Raw genomic sequence first — 23,212 nt, forward strand, 5'->3', positions numbered from 1 at the left:
TCGGCGCGCGAACGCGACCGCTCGGCTCTCGGGCTGCCACTCGGCGCGCGAACGCGACCGCTCGGCGCGGGAAACCGCCCGCCGGGCGATCGCCCCCCGCGCTCCGATGACCGTACCGGCGACCGCCCGTACGGTGGCCGCGGAAAGAGAGAACGCACCGCAGCCCGACGACCCGACCGTGAGGCCGCCGCAATCCCGAAAAAGACAACGAAATAGCGACGTTCCCGAAAGGACACGGCGGCTGGCCTAGCCGTCGCGTTCTCGGCTGCATACACTCCTGGCGCTGGCATGTGTGAGCCGGGAGGTGATCGCCATGAGCGTCGAGCCGATCCCGCGACGCGAAGTGGTCACCCGATCCCCGAATCGCCCTCGCAAGGCTCCGGTGAGCCCGCCGGTCTCCGCGGCGCGGGCCGCCGTCCATGAGGATCCCCGGTTGCACTCCCTCATGCGCCGTCAGCTCCGCTCCTCCCTCGTCGGCGTCGTCGCGCTCGCCGTGCCCACCGCGTTACTGCCACTCCTCCTGGTGCTGGCGCCGGCCTCCGGTGGCATCCGGTCGGGACCGGGCCTGACCTGGCTCATCCTCGGGTTCGCCTGCTACCCGCCGCTGGTGCTGCTCGGCTGGTGGTACGTACGCAGGGCGGAGCGCCACGAACGGGACTTCGCGCGTCGCACCGAGGGTGACTGAGTGGTCCACTCAGCGCCATACCGTGGGGGCCGGCGATGAACGCCGCCTACACCGTCCCCGCCATCGTCCTGGTCATCCTCGCGACCGTGCTCATCGGCGCCCTCGGGCTGCGCATCTCGCGGACGACATCGGACTTCTACGTGGCGTCCCGCAGCGTGAACCCGGGCCTGAACGCCGCCGCGATCAGTGGGGAGTACCTCTCGGCGGCGTCGTTCCTCGGCATCGCCGGGCTGATCCTGGTGTACGGGCCGAACATGCTGTGGTACCCGTTCGGCTTCACCGCCGGGTATCTCGTGCTCCTGCTGCTGGTCGCCGCGCCGTTGCGGCGCTCCGGCGCGTACACCCTGCCGGACTTCGCCGAGGCGCGGCTGGAATCGCGGTACGTCCACCGGGTCGCGAGCGTGTTCGTCGTCGGCGTCGGCTGGCTGTACCTCGTCCCCCAGCTCCAGGGGGCCGGGCTCACCATGACCGTCATCACCGGTGCACCTCGGTGGGCCGGAGGCCTTCTCGTCGCCGCCGTGGTGACCGTCGTCGTGGCCGCCGGCGGGATGCGCAGCATCACCTTCGTCCAGGCGTTCCAGTACTGGCTGAAGCTGACCGCGCTGCTCGTCCCCGCGGCATTCCTGCTGGTCGCGTGGCAGACGCACGACGGTCACCGGCTCGCGTACGGCAAGCAGCTCACCTTCCGCGAACGGACGCACGTCACGTTGTCCTCCCCCCTCGACCTGTCCGTCACCCGCCCGGTCCGCGTCACGGTGACCGGTGACGTGGACGGCCGCGGCTACGCCGGAACCACACTGGACCTGGGGCCGGGCCGGCACCATGTCGAGCAGGGTGCCCGGCTGGACTTCGCCGCGGGCACCCCGGTGCCCGACACCGTCGTCATGTCCGGCGGGCGGGCCGACCAGTCGGTCGACAGCGGCCCGCAGCCGCACTCGCTCTACACGACCTACAGCCTGATCATCGCCACCCTGCTCGGCACGATGGGCCTGCCGCACGTGGTGGTGCGGTACTACACCAGCCCCACCGGCGCCGCGGCACGGCGTACGACGGTGGTCGTGCTGGTGCTCCTCGGCGCGTTCTACCTCCTGTCCCCGGTGTACGGCATGCTCGCCCGGCTCCACGCGCCCGACCTCATTCTCACCGGCGACTCCGACGCGGCCGTGCTCGTCCTACCCGCACGGCTCATCCGCGGGGTCACCGGTGAACTGCTGGGCTCGCTGCTGTCCGCCGGGGCGTTCGCCGCCTTCCTGGCCACGACCTCCGGGCTGACCATCGCGGTGACCGGCGTGCTCACCAAGCACGTGCTGCCGTCCCGCGGCCGTACTTCGTGGGGAGTACGGCGCTTCCGCTGGGTCACGCTGCTTGCCACCGGCGTCCCGGCCGTGGCCCAGGTGCTGCTCGGTGACCTGCCGGTGGCCGATTCGGTGGGCATGGCCTTCGCGCTGTCCGCCGCGGCCTTCTGCCCGCTGCTCACGCTCGGCATCTGGTGGCGGCGGCTCACGCCGCAGGGCGCGGCCGCCGGGCTGGTCGTCGGCGGCGGGTCGGCTCTCGCCGCCGTCGTGGCGACCATCGTCGGGGGCATGGACGGCGGCTGGTGGGCCTCGCTACTCGGGTCTCCCGCGCTCTGGTCGGTTCCCCTGTCCTTCCTCGTCACGGTCATCGTCTCGCTCGCCACACAGGGCGGCGTCCCGGGCGGCACGGAGGCGATGATGCGGCGGCTGCACACGCCGGAGGATCCGGGGGGCCGCCCGGATCCGGCCGCGGTACGCGGGGCGGGCGGATGAACGGGGCGCTCCTCGGCGTGTGCGGCGTCCTGCTGCTGGCGGTCGGCGTGCTGGTCGGCAGGTGGAGCGCGCGACCTCGCCGTACGGCGGGTGCCGGCGCCGGCGCGCTCACCGAGGCGTCCACCCTCGCCGCGCTGCACGCCGCCTCGCTGGCGGCCCCTCCCCTGCGCGCGGGCCTGAACGAGAGCACGGCGGGCAAGTCCGCGCGGCGGATACGTGACCTGCTGGGCACGCGGGCGGTCTGCCTGACGGACCGCGCGTCCGTCCTCACCTGGGACGGCATCGGTGGCGACCATCACCGGGCGGAGGCGCTGGCGCAGGCGGCGTCGATGCTCCAAGAGCGCCGGGCCGCCGCGGTCCCCACCGGCTGCCACAAGCCCGGTTGCCCGCTGGGCTGGGCCTTCGTCGCGCCGTTGACCGTCGAGGACGAGGTCCTGGGCACCCTGATCGCGTACGGGCCCGCCGAGTCGGCCGGGCTGGTGCGCGCCGCCGAGGAGGTCGCCCGATGGATCTCCGTCCAGCTCGAACTCGCCGAGCTGGACCGGTCACGAACCCGCCTGATCGAGGCCGAGATCCGCGCACTGCGCGCGCAGATCTCCCCGCACTTCATCTACAACTCGCTCGCCGCGATCGCGTCGTTCGTGCGTACGGACCCGGACCGGGCGCGGGAACTGCTGCTGGAGTTCGCCGACTTCACCCGCTACTCCTTCCGCAGGCACGGCGACTTCACCACGCTGGCCGAGGAACTGCACTCCATCGAGCAGTACCTCACCCTGGCCGGGGCGCGCTTCGGCGACCGCCTGGAGGTGACGCTGCAGGTCGCGCCGGAGGTGCTTCCCGTGACACTGCCGTTTCTGTGCCTGCAGCCGCTGGTGGAGAACGCCGTCAAGCACGGGTTGGAGGACTCCGCGGGCACGAGCCACATCACGATCACCGCGCAGGACGCCGGCGTCGACGCGATCGTCGCCATCGAGGATGACGGCGCCGGTATGGACCCCCGGCACCTGGGCCGGATCCTCGACGGCGAGGGCGGCCCCTCGACCGGCATCGGCCTGCGCAATGTCGACCAGCGGCTGCGGCAGGTCTACGGGGACGGCTACGGCCTCGTAGCCGAGACGGGCGTCGAGGCGGGGATGAAGGTCACCGTCCGGATCCCGAAGTACCACAAGGGCGTGCTCCCCTCGCCCGGACCGGCGCGATGAGATCGGCCCAGGGCGTACGTGCGGCGGGCGTCGTTACGCTCGGCTGCCTAGAGAGGTCGGGACAGACCACATGCGAATACGGCTGCTCGGCCCGGTCGAGCTGCACCGGGATGACGGAACCCATGTCGAGGTGTCCGGGCCGAAGCGACGTGCCGTCCTCGCCCTGCTGGCCCTGGAGCTCGACCGGTGCGTGCCTCTGGCGCGGTTCTTCGAGCTCCTCTGGGGTGACCGCCCTCCGGCGCAGGCCAAGCCCGCGCTCCAGGGACATGTGGCCGCGCTGCGCAAGACCCTCGCCTCGTCGTCGTTCGTCCTGCTCACGCGCTCGCCCGGATACGAACTGACCGGCGACGCGAACGCGGTCGACGCTCTGTGCTTCGACGCGCTCACCGCCGAGGCCGCCCTGCTCGACGACGCCGGCGCCGTGGCCCGGCTGGAGCAGGCGCTCAGCCTGTGGAACGGCGCGGCTCTGTCCGACCTGCCCGAGACCGAACTTCGCGACGCGCTCGCCGACCGGCTCGACGACGCGCGGACCCGCGCCATGCGCGACTGGGCGGAGCACCGCCTGCGGCTCGGCCAGGGCTCGGCGGCGATCCCGGCGCTGGAGCAGAGCGTACGCGCCGACGGCCTGCAGGAGCCGATGGTCGCGCTGCTCATACGCTGTCTCCACCAGGCCGGGCGGGTCTCCGACGCCCTCGCCGCCTACCAGCACGCGCGGGTGCGGCTCGACGAGGAGCTCGGCATAGCGCCCGGGCCGGTGCTCCAAGAGGCGCTGGCGTCCGTGACCGCCGACGACCACGCCCGCACGCCGCGGCCCGCGACGACTCCGGTCGGAGGGCCGTCCTCGGCCGCGCCCGCCATGCCACGAGTCCGTTCCAGCGCGCTCCCCAGACCGCCCGCCGGGTTCGTCGGGCGGCTGGAGGAGTCGCGCCGGCTCGACCGCGAGTGCGGGCCCGACCGGACGGGCGGCGGTCTCGCCGTGGTGGTCGGACCGGCCGGTGCGGGCAAGTCGGCCACCGTCATCCGCTGGGCGCACACCGTGACCTCCGGCTTTCCCGACGGCCACCTGTACGCCGACCTGCGCGGTTTCGACCCGGCCGGTCCCGCCGACCCGGCCGGGATACTCGGCTCGTTCCTGGGGGCGCTGGGCGTCCCGGAGAACGCCGTCCCCGAGGACCCGGATGCTCGCAGCGCGATGTTCCGCGACCAGACCCGGGAGCGCCGGCTTCTCGTGATCCTCGACGGCGCCCGCGCCGCTCGCGACGTCACGCCCCTGCTACCGGATGGGCCCGGCTGCGCCACGGTCATCACCAGCCGCAACCGGCTGGAGGATCTGCTCGTCACCGAGGCGGCTGCTTCGCTCCACCTCGGCGCCCTGCCCTCCGACGACGCCATCGGCCTACTCCGGCGCCTGCTGACCGAGGAACGCGTGGGCGCCGAGCCGGAGGCCGCCGAACGTCTGGCCGAGCTGTGCGAACGTCTCCCGCTGGCGTTGCGGATCGCCGCGGCGCGCCTCATGGCACGGCCCACCTGGAGCCTGGCCGACCTGGTCGGCGAGCTCAGCGACGAACGCACCCGGCTGCTCACGCTCGACACGCAGGGCGCCATGAGCGTGCGCGGCGCGCTGGCCATGACCCACCGCTACCTGCCGCCCACGGCCGGGCGGCTCCTGGCGTTGCTCACCGTGCATCCGGGCACGGAGGTCGACCTGTCCTCGGCCGCGGCGCTGCTCGGCGCCGACGTCACCCGTGCCCGGCAGGCGCTTGGCGCGCTGGCCGCCCACCACCTGCTCGCCGAGAGCGCGCCCGGCCGATACACCCGGCATGACCTGATCCGCCTGTACGGAGCCGAACTGCTGTCCGGCGAGGGCGCCGAGACGCGCCGGGAGGCGCTCGCCCGGCTGCTCGACCACCACATGGCGGCGGCCCGCGACGCCGTACGCCGGGTGCAGCCGTTCTACGAGACCTCCGGGCCGCTGGAGTATGCGCCGCGGGCGCTCCCGCCGGTGCCGGACGTGCGGTCGGCCCTGGCCTGGTTCCGCGCGCACGAACCAGTGATCCGCGCCCTGGTGTGCATCGCGGCCGACCAGGGCGAGCCCGAGCGGGCCTGGCGGCTCGCCTGGTCCGCCAACCCGCTCTACTACGGCGCGGGCCAGCTCACCGACCGGCTGAGCTGTCTGCGGGTCGGCCTGCGGGCGGCAGGCCTCGCCGGCGGCGGACGCTCGCTGGCCGCCATGGAGGCGGCGACGGCGAGCGCCCTCAGCGGGAACGGCCGCGTCGAGGAAGCCCTGGAGCTCCTCGACCGGGCGCTGGCCCGCACCGGGCCGGCCGACGGCGACCTCTACGTCTACATCCTGGGTGTACGGGCGCTCGCGACCGGCCTCGCCGGTGACCTCGGCACGGCCGGCCAGATCTCCGAGACGGCCCTCGACCTGGTCCGTACGGGCGGTCACCGGCAACACGCCGACTCGATCTTGAGCAACGCGGCCGCGCTACGGGGGATGGCCGGCGACGCCGAGGCGGCGCTGCGCTACGCGCGTGAGGCACGTGACCTGCTCCGCGAGCATCCGGGGGCGACCTTCCAGCTCTCGGCCATGGTCAACGAGGCGCAGGCCCTGCAGGTCCTCGGCCGCTCGTCGGAGGCCGAGGAGGTCTGGCGCCGGACGCTGGAGCTCTGCCGTACCGCGGGCTCGCTGCAGATTCACGCGCTCACCGAGCACCAGTACGCGGAGTTCAACCTGGAACTGGGCCGGACCCGCGACGCGATCCAGCACCTCCGGGCGGCGATCGAGCTGTACTCCCTTCGCGGCGAGTCCTCCCTCGCCGAACGGCTCCGCCGGCGGCTCTCCGCACTCGAACACCGCTGAGACGCGTGCCGTACGGCGCGGGTCAGGCACGTCCGGACGGGCCTCCGCGGTACCCGCCCCAGCTGAGGTACGGCAGGGTGATCGAGGTGCCGCCGGGCAGCGGCGCCCCGCCCCCGGAGCCCTGGCCGGGCCCGGGCGAGCCGCTCCAGTAGGAGGGACCGGGCGGGGGCAGGACGTCGCGCGGGGGTGTGATCGTCATGCCCGGGCCGAGCGCCTGAAGCGCGCCGATGAGGTCGGGTCCGAGGGGCACCGGGGGCCCGCCGTCGGCCGGGATCAGCACCCATTCGCCCTGCCAGGAGATCGCACGCGGCTGGAGCCCGTCGTGGGTGAACTTGCCCGTCAACACGGCGCCGCCGTAGGTGGTGAGGACCGGGCCGTCGGCCCCGATGATCTGCAGGCCCGGATGGGCGGCGCCGATGATCTGGGCGGCCGACGGACCGTCGCCGATCGGGTTGCTGATGTCGTTGCCGACGATGACGAGGTATCGCCCCGGTCCCAGGTCGTGCCGCGACAGGACCTGCCGGTCGAACTCCTGCGGTGTCAGTGAGCGGCTCCCCACGACGAAGTTGCCGGGCCGCGCGGGGTCGCCGTGCACGTGGATCACCGTTGCGCCGCCGACCGCGGGGAAGCTGAGCGCGGCCTGGAGCCGCCGCATCCCGTCGTCGGGGACGCCGGGGAAATTCCTGGCCGGTACGAAGACGCCCGAGGGAGTCGGGATGCCGTGGGCGTGCAGCTCGGGCACGTCGAACGTCTTCAGCGCGAGCTCGGAGCCGAACGCCAGCTCGACGCCGTTGCGCACGTGGAAGGCCATCTCCGAGGTGCCGCCGGGGAAGTCGAGCGGCCCGCGCTGGTTGCGCGCCTCGATCGTGATCTTCAGCAGGACGTCGGTCTTCACCCGCAGCCAGGACTCGGTACGGCCGCGGGAGACGGTCCTCGGCATCTGCTTGTGCACCACGGTGCTGGACCGGCTCGTGGTCTGCTTGCCCCCAACGTTCACCGTGCCGGAGGGCTTCTGCGTCGCGTGCGACCCGGGCGGTTGCTTATCCGTACTGCCGGAGACGCCGGTGAGCCCGGACGAGCTGTTCACCCCCCAGCCGTCACCGTGCGACCGGCTCTCGTTCGACTCGGTGAAGTGGTAGGTGTTGGACTCCAGCGAGCCGTCGAAGTAGTTGGCGACCCGGGGGTCGAACAACTCGGCCTTGATCGTGACCTTGGCGTGCGTGTCGGTGAACGGCCCGCCCTCGCGGACGAGCGGCGGTGAGACCAGGCCGTGCTCCCCGAGCATGAGCTCCAGCTCGTTGGTCAGCATCGGGTGCGACAGCAGGGTGTAGAGCGCGTCGCGGGCCCGGGTGCCGTGGCTCGCCATCCGGCCGGTCGCGGCGTCGTACGCCGGATTGTCCGGGCTCTTTCCGAGCCGTTTCAGCACTTCGTCGCTGAGCACCTGGAGCTTGTCGTGGTCGAAGCCCAGGGTGAACACCGAGCGGTCCAGCAGCTGCTGCTTGGTGATGGGCAGCGCCTGTCCTCCGAGGTCCGCCACGGTCGAGTTGTACGGGACCTCGGTGACCGCGACATGGCCGCCGGCCGGGTCGTACGGCTGGATGTCCGGCTTGAGCAGTGACGGAGGAATCAGGACGCGCTCTGTGAGCATGATCGACTCGTGGCCGTCCACCTTGGTCATGTCGAGTCGGCCGTGCGTCAGCATCGACACCTTGTCGGGCAGGGTGAACAGCACGGTGTTGAGGGTCCGGGACGGGTTCGGCGTACGGACGAGCGAGATGTCGAGCCGGAGCTCTCCGGCGTACCGGTCGGCGCCGCCGCCGACGAACAGGGTGTTGCGGCTCGCGTCGATCTGCGCGGTCGAGCGCCCGGTGTTGGTCGACCGCGAGACCGAGCCGCCCGGCGTGACGGCGGCCGAGTCGGCCCGGCCGGCGTTGGACGGGGCCTCGTTCGTCTTGGTGCTGCTGGACCATTCGACGCCGCGCGGACGCCCCTGGCCGGTCTCGCCGCGGTTCTGCCGGAAGTGATATCGCGCGACGTTGGCGTTCGGCTTGGACTCGACGAAGTAGTAGCCCTTTCCGTTCGGGTCGCGGTGTGCCCGTAGGAGCAGCCACACGCGTTCGTTGTGCAGGACGCTGGAACGGCTGGTGTGGAGGATCAGCCCCGGTCCCAGCATCGTGTCGATCAGTGCCTCCGCGGACCCGACGTTGAGCAGGCTCGACAGTTTGGCCGGCAGCGGTTGCTGGGCCTCGTCGGCGCCGAAGACCTGCCAGTAGTCCTCCAGCGACTTGGGCGCGTTCTTCTGCAGGACCCGCTGTACGCCGTCCAGCACGGGGTTGCCGTCTCCGGTGATGCCGGCGTGGCGTAGGTTGTCGCCGGACGGCACCAGCAGCCGCTCGGAGGCCGCGGCGTGATGCAGCAGCCCGTCGACGGGCAGCGTACGGCCCTGCTCACCGCGGGTGATCTTCTGCGCGTCGGCCTGGGTCGCGGGGAAGCGCGGGACGATCTTGTCGCTGCGGCGCCACCGCGGGGCGCCGGGCACGGTCGTCCCGTGCGGCTGTCGGGCGCGGATGACCGTGGGCTTGCCGCCGGGTGCCGGGTTCGCGGCGGACCTGATGTGGGGCGCGTGCGGATCCACCTGGGGCGTGGTCGAACGCAGGTAGTGAATGCCGTCGGTGATCTGGATGATGCTCGCCGCCACCTTGGGGGTGTCGGACTCGAACATGTTGGTCTTCTGGTTCACCACGGTGATCACGTAGGCGAGGTCGGCGACGTGCTCGGTGAAGTTGTCCTGGATCTGGATGAGCCGTCCCGACGTCGGGCTGAGCGCCGTGGTCCGTGCCTCGCTGGACCGCGGCACACCGGGGATGTCGCCGCCACGGCTGATGCCGGGAAAGTTCTGCTGGGTCCCGCCGGATGTCCCGGAGAGGACCCCGAAGCCGACGTTGACCTTGTACGAGCTGTCCTTGGACGAGCCATGGCTGCCCGAGACGTTCGAGCCGCCCTCGGCGACGTCCATCTTCAGCGTCTTCAGCCCCTGCGGCGTGGGGCGGCTGCCGATGGGATACCCCTCGATCCGTACGACGGTGTGGGCGTCCTTGATGATCCCCTGTTTGATCAGCGTGGCGGTGACCGGCGACGGGCCGCGCACGTTGGCGCCGGTCAGCATCTCGGTGCCCGTGGTCGTCCAGGTGATGTCCCCCGCCTTGTCCGGGTCGATCCCCACCTCGCGCAGCAGCCGCTCGACCTCGGTCTCCACGTGATGGGAGCCGATCGTCTCCATCACGATGTCGTCGCCGTTCAGCGGCTTGTGGTTCCGCTGGATCGGCTGCGGCAGGTCCGGCAGCCGGACCGTCGCCTTGCCGCCGCCGGCGTGGTTGCCCGGCGTGGGCGGCGGAACGGTGTAGTCGTACGGCCGAGTGAGCCGGCCCGCGTCCGGGTTCGCCGCCGGGTCGGTCGGGGACAGCCCTTCGGGTACGACGAAGCGCACCGTGTACTCGTCGTCCTTGGCGCCGCTGAGCCGGGCGACCATGCTCGCCTGAGCACCGGGGACGTTCGCCGGATAGATGTCCTCCGGCTCGTGGTCGGAGGCCCGCCTGATGTTCTTGAGGTGCCGGAAGAGGACCTTGGGCAGGTCGCCGGGGACGGGTGAGGGGATATGCCTGATCGAGACGGTGACGGAATACCTCACCACATAGTCGAAGGTACGGGCGGGCCCGTTGTAGAGCATCGCCTGGATCTGGAAACCCGACGCGCCGACGCTGGTCGAGGCCGACCTGCCGGAGGAGACGCCGCCCTCCGCCGAGAGGCTGACCTGCCTCAGCTCGTCGCCCGTACGGTCACCGACCCCGACGGTGACACCGGCGTTCGCGGTCCCCGACACCGACGAGGACAGCGAGTCGCCGCCGCTCGCGCCGGCGAACCCGGCTGGCATGAGCTCCAGCTTGGTGTGGCTCAGCCGTCCGCTGGCCGCCGGGAGCGGGTCGCGGTCCACCTTCACCTCGATCGTGATGACCTCGGTCCCGTTGTCCACCGGCCGGTACAGGCGGTCCTTGATCCCACGCTGGAATAGCCCGCTGCCCCCGTTGACGAGGGCCTCCTTTCCGAACTTGGGCAGGAGCAACCGGCGCAGGAACTTCAGCTCCATCGGCGACCAGTCCGGGACCCAGTCACGAGCGTGCTCCACCTTCTTCAGGACCGCCTCGATCTGCGGGAGCACGGCCTCGGCGCCGCCGAGCCGGCCCACGGCCGAGAACCCGATGCCCTGTCCCGAAGCCATCGACTCCGGTGGGTGGCGCGGCGAGGCCTCGGCCGCCTCCAGATCGTTCCGGGCCTTCTGGTCGTCCGGCCGCGGGTCCTGGTCGGCCGGCACCAGCGCGTTGGCGCGCTGCCACGCGTCGCTGCCCTTCGGCCCGGCCATCTCGCGCTCGACCAGCGCCTCGAACCGCTTCGCCTCGTGTATCGGCACGCGTACGAAGGTCGTCACGTCGCGGGCGGCGAGCGGGCCGCGGCCGTTGGCGAAGCCCTTCATGTCGCTGGTGACCTCGACCGACATCCGGGTGGTCAGCTGGTACAGGACGCTCGGGCCGTCGTAGACCAGGCCACGGACCTCACCCGCGCCGATGTTCGCGTTGCTGGTGCGCGTGGTCGACAGCCGGGCGCCGACGCTGAAGCCGAATCCGAGCGAGTGGTTGAAACCGAACGGCGCCGTGGGATCGCCGATGGTGTACCCGAAGTTCGCCTTGACGGGGGTGATCCCGATCGCCCCGGAGTTCTCGCTGGTGCCGCCGGTGTTGATCCAGCGCTGGGCCTCCTCCTTCATCGGCACCGGGCCGGGCCCGATCCGCTTCGCGCCCAGCATCGTGGAGGTCACGGTCAGGTGTGCGGACGCGTCGCCATCGCCGGTCCGGTACGCCGGGGACAGGGTGCCGATCGTGGTCAGGTCACCGTAGTTGCGCAGCAGGTTGGTCTCGCTGATCCAGTGCTGGATGCCCTCGTACAGCTCCGAGCCCACGTCGACGGAGTGGTTCGGCAGGCGCCGGATGACCTCCTCACGCAGGCCGCCCAGGCCGGAGATCGACTGCGGGAGATGCGTGATCTTGCTCAGGACGCGGTCGACGCGCTTGACCGTGTCCCGAATCGCGTCTCCGCCGTGGTCCAGCCGGGCGGGCTGGACGCCGTGGTACCAGCCGTCCGCACCGGGCTGTGCCGGGTGGACGGGCCGAACCGGACCGCCGCCGGGCGGCTGGCGCGGCGTCAGGTCCTTGGGGAAACCGAGACGCGCCGGGACCGGGACGTGGACCGGCCGCAGCGCCCCCTGCTGGTCGAGGTTCTTCAGCTCCACGGTGAGACGGGCACCGGGGAACTCGAAGTGGGACTCATCGCCGCTGAGCTCGAACAGCCGCTTGGTCGCCGCGACCGCGTCGCTGCCCTGCGCCCAGCTCGTGGAGCTCTCACCGCCGACGGAGACCTCGACCGTCGCCGACATCACCTTGTTCGGGGGCATGCCGAACGGCGTGGTCAGGTTCCACGTCAGGTTCGCGCTCCGGGTGTTGGCGCCGCCCACCCGGTGGCCCGCGATGTTCTCGTGGTCGGATTCCACCGCGCCGTGGTGCCGCTGGCCCGGCAGCACCGACTGGGACGCCGGGCCGGTCGGGTTCCGCTGCGACTCGACCGCGGGCAGGTAGTGGGCCTGGCCGAAGTCGCCGAGGTCGAGGACGGCCTTGACCTCGTAGCGCTGCCCGTCGACCGTGACCCGCAGCCGCAGTCCGCCCTCCAGCATGTGCTGGGCCACCACCCGGTTGCCCAGACTCCGCAGCCGTTCTTCCACGGCGGCCTTCACCGCGTCGTGGAGGGCTTGGCCGGTGCCTTGCGGAAGACCTCCGCCGACCAGCCGGGAGATCGCGGCGTCGTCGCCGAACCAGGCGTCGCCGAGCCGCATCACGCGGCCGCGGTGCCCGAGCGGATAGTGCCTCTCGCCGCCGGCTCCGACCTCCCCGAAGCCGGGCGGGAGCTCGCGCGGCGGGTCGGCCGTGAGCTGCTCGTGGCGCACCGCGTCCGTGCGGAGGTTCCACTCGGCGGCGGTGGACGCCTGGTCCTTGATCGCCTGGCGGGTCTCCCGCGCCGCCGCGAAGCCGGCGCGGTCGGCCTGCTCGATCACATGCGGGCCGGTACGCATGAGCCGCGCCCACCGGAGCCGGTCGAACTCCTCGTCGTCGGCGCGGTAGGACTTGAGCCGCCGGGCGATCTCTCGCTCACGTGCCTCGTGCTCGGCCCGGTCGGCGGCGCCGCCTGGGGCGATGGCGGACCTCTCCGCCTCGTCCATCAGCCTCCGGTACCGCGCGACGGCGGCCTGCTTCGCCTCTTCCGGCGCATGGTCGATGTTGTGCGGCGGGGATACCCGGCGGCGAGCCTCGGCGATCGCGTCCTGGCGCGCCGCGCGACCCGCCGCCTCGACACGGCTCAGGGCCGCGCGGATGCCCCTCCTGGAGTCGGGCGGGCCGCCGACGGCATCACCCAGCCGGTCGCGCAGCGCGTGGTACGCGCCGGCGCGGGCCGCGTCCACGGCCGCATGGCCGGGCAACGGTGTCCCGGTCGCGTCGGACGCCGTCCGTACGCGGTCGACGTGAGCCGCCTCGTTCAACGGGCCCGGCTCCAACGTCGCCTTCCGGTGCTCGGCGACGATGCGCTCCAGCGTGTCGAGTTCGTCGGCGGCGCCCGGCTCGTTCCGCAGGGCACGCTGGATCAGGTCCCCGAGGCCGTCGTCCTGCCCGCGGAGCCGGGCGCCGAGGTACTCGGTGACCCCCAGCGCGTGGGCCAGCGTGCTGTACACCTCGATCTGCGGATGGCGTACCGCGTCGCGGCCGGCCTGTTCCACGAGGTCGTGTTCGTCGCTCGTGAGCGGGCGGGTGAACGCTCCGCCGCCCTGGCCGCCGTCCTGGCCGAGGCCGTGGATCTCCTCCGGCCGAGGCACCGTCGACGCCGGGCCGTCGCCGTGCGTGCGCTGCGTCGCGACGAAGTGGTCACCACCCACGCGGACGAACAGGAACGGGTTGCCGTCCGGATGCCCCTTGCGATGCGGCCCGAGGATCTGGCCGGAGATGTGCGGTCTGCCGTCACCGCCGACCACGCCGAGGTCGAGCTTGAAGACGTCGGCGGCCACGTGCGGGAGGATCTCGGCGAGCTGCGACGTCCAGGCGGCGGGGTCCATCACGCCGGCCAGCAGGCGGTCCACCCGCTGCCCCTCGGCAAGGAACCGGGCGTACCGCGGCTCCGGCCCGCCGAGGTCCTCCCGCAGCCCGTCGTGCAGGCTCTGGCGGATCATGTCGGGGGTCGGGCGCCTGCCGTAGAAGCCGGCGAGCTGGGGGGTCGTCATGGCGAGCAGCGAGGTGTAAAAGGAGTCCGCGGAGTCGGTGGCGTGCTCGCGCAGCGGGGCGTAGCCGTACTTCTCCAGGCCCTTGCGCTGCGCCGCGCTGACGCCGTGCGCGAGACCGACGTCCTCGGCCGGTGCCGGGCCGACCGGGCTCTCCTTCGCGTTCAGCCGGGCGTACGCCTCCTTCAGCGAGGTCGTGCCAAGAGCGTGCGCCTTGCCGTCGCGGAAGACGACCCAGTCGCCCTTGGGGATGACGACCTGGCGGCCGTTCCCGTCCACCCCGAACACCCCGGAGATCACGTCGCCGCCGGTGGTGACGATCGCCTCGTGCGTGGGCCCCAGGGTCTCCTGACCCGTCCGCAGGTGCGCGTCCAGGGCGAGCGCGACGCCGTCGTCGCCAGGCCGGGCGGCGTAGCAGGTGACGAAGGTGAGCTTGCTCTCGGTGCCCACGTGCGCGAGCGCCTCGGCCGCGCCGGCGAGACGCCCGCCGATCTCCACCTTGCCGGGCGCGCCGTGCCCGACGACGAGGTGCCATCCGTCGGCGCCGGGGACCGCGCGGGCGGCGGTCTCGTGCGTCCGCGTGCTGTGCGCCCGGGGGAACCAGGTGCCGGAGGACAGGTCGACGCGCGTCGAGTGGAACGGTGTCTCGTGGTCACCCGGCGAGGCCGGGGACGCGGCCGGGGTGGGTACGGGCGGGCCGTCGTGGTGGGTACGGACCGGTGTGGCGGCGCCCGTGCCGGGGTCCGCGTGCGTAGTGCCCGCGTGCGTAGTGTCCTGTGCGGAGGTCGGCCACGGGTGCGTCTCGGCGGTCGCCGGAGGCTCGCCGGACTGTGTGCGTACCGGCTCGGGCGCGGCCAGGTCGTCGCGCGAGGCCGGCCCCTCTCGTGAGACCGGGCCGCCGCCGGTGAAGGGACCGTCGTACGCGGCGGAGCCGTCGTCGGAGGAGAGCGAGATTCGCGAGCCGTCGTATGAGGCGGTGTCGTCGATCGAGGCGGTGTCGCCGCTCTCGGTGCGTACGCGCGACGGGCCGAGGAGCGGTTCCTTCTCCTCATCGCGGTGCGCCCGCGGCGAACCGTCCGGGAGCGCGCCGTCGGAGGACGTCTTCGGACCGGCGACATGCGGGCCCAGGCGCGGGACGGGGAACGGCGCGGGGTGCCCGGCCAGGTTCGAGGCCAGCGACATCAGGGTCAGCGGGTGCAGGGGACCGAAGTACTTGCTGTCACCCTCGTGGATGGGCGCGTGCTGCCAGTTCGACACCCATGCCGCGTACTTCGCCGAGATGGGCGAGGCCACGTGGTGCCCGATCCGGCCCAGCAGGCCCATCGCGACACCCGCACCGAAGGTCTGCCAGGTACTGCTGAACTGGTGGCCGTCGGTGAAGATCATGTTGTAGAAGCCCTCGCTGAGGACGTTGTGGACGCCCTCCTTGAGCTGCTCGCCGATGGCGTGGCCGACCTGGAAAAGCCGGTTCCCCTCATGCATGTGCGCGGCCAGCTCCGGCAGCGCGTCGGCCAGCGCCTTGACCCCGGTGTCGCTGAGCGGCGCGTGGCTCAGGACGTCGCGCAGTTCGGCGCTCAGGTCGGTGTCGAGGCTGCGCCACTCCCGGGTGAACGTGGCACCGAACTCGCGGCCCAATTGCCCGGCCGTCTCGTCACCCAGCACGGGCCCCAGGTGCTTGCCGAAGATCTTGGCGACACGGTCCTCGAACGCCTGCGCGATCGTGCCCTTGCCGAACTTCGTGAAGCCCTGCTGGATCTGCGGCAGGGCGGCGCCCATCACGTCGCCCAGGTCCCGGGCGAAGGCCGCGGCGCCCTTTCCGGCCGGCCACTTCCCGGCCGCGTCCTTGACCCCGGTCTCCGTCGTGTGCTTGAGAGCGTCGTCGACCAGGTCCTTCGTCGCTTTCCCCGTCGCGTGCTCGATGGAGTCGCCGGCCACGTCCTTCACCACGGTCCCGGTCGCATGCTTGATGGAGTCGCCGACCGTGTCCTCGAGAATGTGCCCGGCGCCCTTCATCGCGTCGCCGAGCTCGTGGGCGAGGATCCGTCCGGGGCTCTTGCCGATGATCCCGCCGAGGACCTTGCCCAGGCCCATGCCGATCAGGTCGAGCGGTCCGGACAGCACGCCGCCGATGACGCCGAACTCCAGCGACTGCAGCGTCGCCTTCTTGTCCCACTCGTGCCGGTGCCCCTGGGCGAACTGGATCCCCTGGATGGTCGCGTCCATGAGCAGGCTCTCGCCGATGCTCGCGAACGTGTGCATGGTGATGGACTTGAGGAGCCACTTGAATATGATCTGGATGGTCTCGCGGACGAGGGCCCACTGCCAGGTGATGTTGACGAGGGATTCGCCGAACGTGAACGGTGCCCAGAAGATGTCGTAGGCGATCTCGGCGACCAGCAGCACGAGCTGGGCGATCACCATCCACTTCGTGTACTCGACCTCGTTGGCGGTGTCGTGCGCCGTCTTGGCCAGCTCCGTCGCCACGTCGGCGGCCTTGCCCAGGTAGTCCGTTCCACCGGTCTGCCCGATGAGCTCGCGCATCGAGGACACGAAGGCGTCGGCCGCCTCGCCTTCGAACTTCTGGAGGCAGACGTTGACCAGCTCGACGATGTACTCCTTCAGCTGCGGGATGTCATCGGCGATCGCCTGGTAGTCGTCACCGGCCGCCCGCAGGTCGTCCTCATTCGCCTCCGGCCACTCCATGCCCGCGACCGCAGCGAAGATCGACGCCAGGTCGGGAGGAAGCATGATCGCCATACCGCGGGCCTCTTACCGGCCGCCGGGACCCGTACGGGGCGGAACGGTGCGCGGGTCAGCCATCGAACTCCTCCTGCCTGCGGACCTTGCCGGCCCTGCGCGTCGTGCCGGTGGAGATCGCCTTCCCACCGGTGTCCGGGCGCATGGCGTAGAGCGGGGCGAGAAGTTCCTCCAGCTCGGTCCCGCCGGTCATCGAGTGCCGCAGCGCCTCGCCGATACCGCTGAGGGAACGCATCTTCTCCACGACCTGCTCGCCGAGCTTCGCGCGTGCCTCGTTCAGCACGTCGGCCACGACGTCCCCGAGCTCGGCGGGCGCCATCGCGCGGTAGGCGGTCGTGTGGAAGGTCAGGGCGACGACCTGGCCCTGCGGTCCGACCTTGGCGGTGACCATGCGGTCCTTGGACGTGACCGAGGCGGTGGCCTCTCGCAGCTCGGCGCGGACCTCCTCCATCCGGTCCCGATGTTCCTTCAGCCGGACCATGGCCTGTTCGATCTGCTCCGTCAGCGGCGACGACATGCCCACCTCTCCCGTTCGACGAGCTGGGAGGGCCCCACGCGGGGACGCCTCACCGGAGGGAACGGCGGCCGGCGCGACAACGGTTCGACGTGACGGGACCGTCAGGCGGCGTGAACCCCGGCCGCCTCGAGCATGGGGCGCAACGCCCGGATGGCGTAGTGGCTGCGCGACTTGACCGTCCCGGCCGGCACGCCGAGCGCCCGTGCCGCGTCGGCCACCGACCGGCCCTTCAGGTGAAGCTCGACGAGCACGTCGCGATGGTGGGAGGGAAGCTTGGCGAGCACGGCCTCGATGTCGCACGCCTCCAGCACGGAGTCGTACGGGTCATAGGTCGGGACTCGGCCCCTCGGAGCCTCGTCGGAGATCTCCTGCGGCCGGGCGCCCACCATCCGAAAGTGGTCGATGGCGATCCGTCGCGCGACCGTGAACAGCCACGGGCGTGCCTCGGCCGGGCCGCGGGTGAGGGAGCCGGGGTTTCGCCAGGCGCGCAGCAGCGTCTCCTGGACGATGTCCTCGGCCTTGCCGCGGTCGCCGTTCGTGATCCGCACGAGCGTTCGCATCAGGAAGCCGGCGTGCAGCCGGTACAGCTCGGCCAGCGTCGCGTCGTCGAGCCTGGCCGGCGGGGCTCCGGCCCCGTGGGTGGTACCGCGTGCGGTCGCGTCATCGGTCGGCATGGGCGATCCCTCTCCCCTTCTTCCGGCCTCGGTCTCCGTGGCCTGTGGCAGAAGGATGACGAGGGGCGCCAACGATGCCCCAATAATTAGCCAACTTTACTAACGGAGCACCTCAAGCGAGGCGCTGACCAGGAACTTCGCTCCTACGCCGTGGATCAGCGGGCGTTCAACTCGGCGATAAGTCGCTGCACGCCGTTCTCACCGTGGCGGTGGATGATCAGCGTGACCCAGTGCAGGGCCTCGCCGCGTTCGGCGTCCGTCCACTCGGATGCGGACGGGTGCTCGTCGAGCACCATCGTCTCGGCGATCAGCCGGAGCTCGGGCGCCGGCCATGCCGCGTCCGCCCGGCCGTCGCCCGCGACGCGGCGAGCGGCGGCGATGACCTCTCCCGCCGCCGCGGGCGGCACGTCGAGGCCGGCGCCGAGCCCGCCTGGCCAGGCGTTGTCCGCCTCATCGTCCTCCGGGGCGGGCCGGCTCATCCAGGAGCGGAGGAGACGGCGTACCGCCGGCTCGCCATCGACGCGCCGTCCGCCGTCCATGTCCTCGTCGTCCTCGCTCACAGCTCGGCGCCTGCCCATCCGGAGCGCCCCCAAGCGTCTGCTCCCCCACTCGTCGAACGTGCCGTGCCCACTCTCGGGTTCACCGCTCGCCCGCTCGTCGCACCGTTCGTCGCGGAGATCGCTCGGCGCTCCACCCGATGCGAGCGGAGGTCCTGTAGGGAAGAGGGAATCGGCCCCGCCCCCAAAAGGTCTGGGCGATCGCTCGGCGGGAGTGTGGGGCTGGTGTCCGTCACGCAGGCGGGTCCGGACGTCGCATGCTCGGACGCCAGCCGCGGCGGCGGCCTCGTGGGATGACGACCGCGCCGAAGCCGACCAGGGCGATCGCGGCCGCCGCGCCCGCCGCCACGCGGTACGCCGGCGCGTTGCCCTGCCGGGGCCGGGGCGGCGGCATCGCCGGTACGGGCCTCGGGCCGGTCGACCGGGCCGCCGCGCCCGCCTGCTCGGGCAGGGCCATGCCGACGGCCGAGGCCGGGTCGACGGTGCCGTAGCCGAGCCGGGGATCCGGCATGGTGGTGCCCGGGTGGTAGGCAGTGATCTCCAGGCGGCTCCTCAGTTCCGCCGGGCTCATGCGCGGCCGGTACGCAAGCGTGAGCGCCGCGGTGCCGGCCACGAGAGCGGCGGCGTAGCTGGGTCCGGTACCGGTGAAGTCGCCGGGGCCACCGGGACCGACGCTCATCACGGCGTCTCCGGGGGCGCTCAGGTCGACCCTCCCGCCGCTCGCCGCCGACTGGGGCGGCAGACCGTTCGGGCCGATGTCGGAGACGGCGAGCACATCCCGGTACGCGGCCGGGTAGACCGGGCCGCCCGGATGGCCGTCGGCCGCCGCCGGGGCGACCACGAGCGCGCCGTGGGCGTTCGCATGGCCGACCGCCGACGCCAGGGCCGGGCTGCCGGCGGTCACCGGGACGGCGACGTCGATCACGTCGGAGCCGGCGTCGGCGGCCGCCCTGATGCCCTTGGCCAGCAGGCCGGGCGTGGTGACGCCGATGTCATCGGTGACCGCGACGGACAGGACCTCGGCCTGCGGCGCGATGCCGGCGAAGCCGACGCCGGCACGCCGCCGGGCCGCGATCAGTCCGGCGATGAACGTTCCATGCCCGACGCAATCGCGCCCGGCGTCGCCGTGGCCGTACAGCCGGGGGCCGAGGGTCAGCCGTGTCCCGAGGAGGCCGGAGCCGTCGTCGACTCCCGAGCCGACGACGGCGACTCTCACCCCGGCTCCCTGCGTCAGCGGCCAGACGTTCTCGGGCCGAAGATAGGTCTGCGGCCAGGGCACGCGGACGCTCTCCGCCGTGGACGGCTTGAGACAGCCCGACGTGCCGCCGGAGACCGTCTGCGAGACGCCCGGCAGCGAGGCGGGGCCGGGCGTCGCCGCGGCGGGGGTGAGGCCGATCGACGCGGTCAGCGTGGTGACCGCGCCGGCCCAGGCGGCCGCACGCGTGACGAGATCCCGGAGAGCGCCGCGTGACCTCATAGCGGGCTCCCGAGAACCTCGCCGTCGCCGGCCGGCAGGTCCTCCGGCAGCAGGAGGCTGAGCTCGGTCACGTCGCCCATATCGAGCCGGCAGAGCCGGCCCGCCTGCCGAGTGATCATGCTCTCCAGCGTCTGTCGGGCCAACCTGCCGTTGCCGAACCCGCGGTCCCGCGGCGTGGCGGCGAACCGCTCGCCCAGCGCCGTCACGGTCGCGGGCGCGAGGGCGTACCCGGCCGCCTCCGCCTGGAGCTCCACGATGGCGACCAGTTCCTCGTCGGTGTAGTGCTCGAAGGCGATCCGCCGGGCGAACCGGGAGGCGAGTCCCGGGTTGGAGGCCAGGAAGCCCCGCATCTCCTCGTCGTACCCGGCGACGATCACCACGATCTCGTCACGATGGTCCTCCATCAGCTTCATCAGCGTGTCGACGGCCTCCTGTCCGAAGTCACCGGTGCCGCCGTTGCGCGGTGTCAGCGTGTACGCCTCGTCGATGAACAGCACGCCGCCACGGGCCCGCTCGAACACCTCGCGGGTCAGTTGGGCAGTGTGCCCGACGTACCGGCCGACCAGGTCGGACCGGGCCACTTCGACCAGATGACCGCTGCGCAGCGCGCCCAGCTCGGCGAGGATGCCGCCGTACAGCCGCGCCACGGTCGTCTTGCCGGTGCCGGGCGGACCGGCGAAGACCACATGGTGACCGACGGCCATGCTCGGCAGCCCCGCCGCCTCGCGTCGGCGCGCCTGCGCGATGAGGTTGACCAGGTCTTCGACCTGCCGCTTGGCGGCCGGCAGTCCGATCATCGAGCGCAGTCGCTCCAGCAGGTCCGGCCGGTCACCTTCGGCCGTCCCCGGCGATCCCGCGTCGGTGCCTGCGTCGTCGGGTAGCAGCACCGCCAGGTCCGCGTCGCCGGCCTCGGGCCAGGCGGTCAGCCGGGACGCCTGACGGTCGACCATCTCCTCGAAGACCTTGCGCGCCGCGCGGCCGTTGCCGAAGTCACGGCCCTTGGGCATACGGTCGAAGCGCGCCGTGAGCGCCTCCCGCGTGCCGGGCGCGAGCGAGTAGCCGTGCCCCGCGGCCGACCGCTCCACGATGGAGACGAGCTCGTCCACGGAATAGTTCTCGAACTCGACGGTACGGCTGAAGCGCGAGGCGAGCCCCGGGTTGGACCCCAGGAACTCCTCCATCTCCGCGGAGTACCCGGCCACGATCACGACATTGTCGTCGCGGTGGTCCTCCATCAGCTTGACGAGCGTGTCGATCGCCTCGCGGCCGAAGTCCGGCCCGCTTCCGCTGCCGGCCGACAACGTGTATGCCTCGTCGATGAAGAGCACACCGCCGAGGGCGCGTTCGAACACCTCAGTCGTCTTGATCGCCGTGCCGCCGACGATGGAGGCGACCAGGTCGGCGCGCGCCACCTCCACGAGATGGCCGCTGCGCAGCGCGCCGAGCTCGGCGAGGATACCGCCGTACAGCCGCGCCACCGTCGTCTTGCCGGTGCCGGGCGGACCGGCGAAGACGAGGTGGCGGCTCATCGGCAGGCTCGGCATGCCCGCACGCTCCCGCCGCTTGGCCAGCTTGTTGAGATTGACCAACGTGGTGACCTGCTCCTTCACGCCGTCAAGGCCGACCAGGGACCGGAGCACGGCGAGTGGACCCTCCGGGTCCTGCTCCGCGGTCGTCTCCCCTGACACGCCGGGTTCAACCGTGGCCGTCGCGTTCGCCTCCGCGGCGGCGTTGTCGCGGCTGGTCAGCTTCTCCACGGACACGCGGTCGGAGAACCGGGTCCGGCGCAGGCCCTCACCGCGGTTCTCGGCCACCGTGCAGTCGGTGAGGCGCACCTGTTCGCCCGACTCGACGCGGACCCCGTCCCCGCCGTTGCCGACGGCGTCACACTGCGCCAGGACGGCCCGCGCGCCCGCGCGCACGAAGACGCCGTGCCCACGGCTGGCGTGCATCCGGGTCCGTACGGCCGAAAGCTCTCCATCCTCCTCCAGCAGCACCGCGTCCTGAGCGCTTCCCTCGATGTCGCAGTCGCGAAGTGACAGGGTGCCCTTGGCTCCGACCTCGACGCCGGACGTACCCGCGTCGCGTACGGTCGTGCCACCGACGTAGGTGTCGCCGCCCTCGGCCACCCGCACTCCGGCTCCACCGGTCGAGCGCAGTTCGGACGCCTCCATGCGGCCACAGCCGCCACGCAGCACTTCGACGCCGTGGCCGCGGACGCCGGTGACGGTCAGCCGCCGCAACAGCGGGTCCGCGCCCTCCCGTACGCTCACCGCGGTGCCCGCCACGTCGCGTACCTCCAGCCGGTCGAACTCGGGGGCGCATCCATCGGTGAGCTCCACCCCCGCGCCGCCGCAGTCCCGTACGGCGACCCGGGCGAACACGGGACCGGAGTTCTCCCCGACCCAGATTCCGGCGCCGTCGGTGGCGGACACCTCACAGTCCTCGAACCTGCCCCGCGACCGCCCCGTGATGTGGATGCCGTGGCCCTGCGTCCGTGCCGTGCGGCAGCGCCGTACCAGCGGGTCCGTGCCGCCCGCCAGCGCTATGGCGGGTCCGCGGGTGGTGGTGACCGTCAGGTCCTCCAGGACGACCCGCACGGCCGTACCGACGAAGACGCCGATGGGCCCGTCGCGTACCGACGACCGCAGGACACGGGTCGCGGCCGACTCCTCCAGGGCGATACCGGGCTTGTCCGTCGCGACGATCTCGCAGGACTCGACGGTGCCGCGCGCCTCACCGTTGGCGCAGACGCCGTTGCCGCGCGCGTCGCGCAGCACACAGTCGCGCACCACCGGATCGGCGCGTTCGCCGATCACGACGGCGGAGGTGCCGAGGTGCTCCAGCACGCAGTGCTCGATGACGCTGTTGCCGGCGGAGGTGTCGACGACACCGGCGCCCGCCGGGTTGACCACACGGCAGTCGCGCATGGCCAGCGAGCCCCGTCCGCGGATCAGCAGAGCGGTCCAGGACCCGCCGATCACCTCGCAGTCCTGGAGCGCCGCCTGGCCGCGCGGCACGTCGACGGCCGGCAGCTCCTCGTCGCACCCCTGCAGGACCAGGCCGGTGAGCTGGACGGCCTCGGCCACCACCTGGATCACCGCGCCGCGCCGTGGCACGATCCGCACGCTGCCGAGCGCCTCGTCGGCGGCGATGGTCACCATCTTGGTGATGATGAGGTTCTCCTCGTAGCGGCCCGGCCGCACGCTGATGACCGCGCCGCTGCGGGCCACGTCGAGGGCCGCGCCGATCGTCCGGTACGCACCGTCCCGTTCCTCGGCGCACACGGTCAGTACTGGGCGCGTCATGCCGGTCCCCTTCACT

General features: G+C 72.3%; 10 protein-coding genes. 4 read left to right on the plus strand and 6 right to left on the minus strand.

What is annotated here, in order from left to right; all coding sequences use genetic code 11:
• Positions 1-313: 313 nt before the first annotated feature.
• From QSK37_RS10250 to QSK37_RS10265, 4 genes are all read left to right on the plus strand, one after another.
• Positions 314-685, plus strand: coding sequence for a hypothetical protein (locus QSK37_RS10250; protein ID WP_285619303.1), 372 nt, complete (start codon positions 314-316; stop codon positions 683-685).
• A 35-nt stretch (positions 686-720) separates the two neighbouring features.
• On the plus strand, positions 721-2,472 hold the full coding sequence (locus QSK37_RS10255; protein WP_285619304.1) for a sodium/solute symporter: 1,752 nt from the start codon (positions 721-723) through the stop codon (positions 2,470-2,472).
• A complete protein-coding gene (locus QSK37_RS10260) occupies positions 2,469-3,674 on the plus strand; it encodes a histidine kinase (protein ID WP_285619305.1) in 1,206 nt (401 codons plus the stop codon). The genes QSK37_RS10255 and QSK37_RS10260 overlap by 4 nt, the downstream gene beginning before the upstream one ends.
• Positions 3,675-3,744: 70 nt before the next feature.
• The gene (locus QSK37_RS10265; protein ID WP_285619307.1) at positions 3,745-6,537 is read left to right on the plus strand and encodes an AfsR/SARP family transcriptional regulator; all 2,793 of its coding nucleotides are present in this window, start codon (positions 3,745-3,747) and stop codon (positions 6,535-6,537) included.
• A 22-nt stretch (positions 6,538-6,559) separates the two neighbouring features.
• Here the strand turns inward: QSK37_RS10265 and QSK37_RS10270 are convergent, their stop codons facing one another.
• The 6 genes from QSK37_RS10270 to QSK37_RS10295 all read right to left on the minus strand — a co-directional run bounded on the left by QSK37_RS10270 (position 6,560) and on the right by QSK37_RS10295 (position 23,196).
• On the minus strand, positions 6,560-16,654 hold the full coding sequence (locus QSK37_RS10270; protein WP_285619310.1) for a WXG100-like domain-containing protein: 10,095 nt from the start codon (positions 16,652-16,654) through the stop codon (positions 6,560-6,562).
• 64 nt (positions 16,655-16,718) lie between these two features.
• On the minus strand, positions 16,719-17,180 hold the full coding sequence (locus QSK37_RS10275; RefSeq protein WP_285619311.1) for a YbaB/EbfC family nucleoid-associated protein: 462 nt from the start codon (positions 17,178-17,180) through the stop codon (positions 16,719-16,721).
• A 101-nt stretch (positions 17,181-17,281) separates the two neighbouring features.
• Positions 17,282-17,854, minus strand: a complete 573-nt coding sequence (locus QSK37_RS10280; protein WP_285619314.1) for a sigma-70 family RNA polymerase sigma factor — start codon at positions 17,852-17,854, stop codon at positions 17,282-17,284.
• A gap of 155 nt (positions 17,855-18,009) precedes the next feature.
• Positions 18,010-18,414 (minus strand): hypothetical protein, encoded by a 405-nt coding sequence (locus QSK37_RS10285; protein WP_285619316.1) that lies wholly within the window; start codon positions 18,412-18,414, stop codon positions 18,010-18,012.
• A 229-nt stretch (positions 18,415-18,643) separates the two neighbouring features.
• Positions 18,644-19,888: a S8 family serine peptidase gene (locus QSK37_RS10290; RefSeq protein ID WP_285619318.1), complete on the minus strand. Its 1,245-nt coding sequence runs from the start codon at positions 19,886-19,888 to the stop codon at positions 18,644-18,646.
• Positions 19,885-23,196, minus strand: coding sequence for a right-handed parallel beta-helix repeat-containing protein (locus QSK37_RS10295; protein ID WP_285619321.1), 3,312 nt, complete (start codon positions 23,194-23,196; stop codon positions 19,885-19,887). The genes QSK37_RS10290 and QSK37_RS10295 overlap by 4 nt, the downstream gene beginning before the upstream one ends.
• Positions 23,197-23,212: the final 16 nt, after the last annotated feature.

It is taken from the genome of Actinoallomurus iriomotensis, from assembly GCF_030269445.1.
Classification (GTDB): domain Bacteria; phylum Actinomycetota; class Actinomycetes; order Streptosporangiales; family Streptosporangiaceae; genus Actinoallomurus; species Actinoallomurus iriomotensis.

Coding starts and splice junctions, on each gene's coding strand:
- QSK37_RS10250 (WP_285619303.1), top strand. CDS start 314: ATGAGCGTCGAGCCGATCCCGCGACGCGAAGTGGTCACCCGATCCCCG.
- QSK37_RS10255 (WP_285619304.1), top strand. CDS start 721: ATGAACGCCGCCTACACCGTCCCCGCCATCGTCCTGGTCATCCTCGCG.
- QSK37_RS10260 (WP_285619305.1), top strand. CDS start 2,469: ATGAACGGGGCGCTCCTCGGCGTGTGCGGCGTCCTGCTGCTGGCGGTC.
- QSK37_RS10265 (WP_285619307.1), top strand. CDS start 3,745: ATGCGAATACGGCTGCTCGGCCCGGTCGAGCTGCACCGGGATGACGGA.
- QSK37_RS10270 (WP_285619310.1), bottom strand. CDS start 16,654: ATGCTTCCTCCCGACCTGGCGTCGATCTTCGCTGCGGTCGCGGGCATG.
- QSK37_RS10275 (WP_285619311.1), bottom strand. CDS start 17,180: ATGTCGTCGCCGCTGACGGAGCAGATCGAACAGGCCATGGTCCGGCTG.
- QSK37_RS10280 (WP_285619314.1), bottom strand. CDS start 17,854: ATGCCGACCGATGACGCGACCGCACGCGGTACCACCCACGGGGCCGGA.
- QSK37_RS10290 (WP_285619318.1), bottom strand. CDS start 19,888: ATGAGGTCACGCGGCGCTCTCCGGGATCTCGTCACGCGTGCGGCCGCC.
- QSK37_RS10295 (WP_285619321.1), bottom strand. CDS start 23,196: ATGACGCGCCCAGTACTGACCGTGTGCGCCGAGGAACGGGACGGTGCG.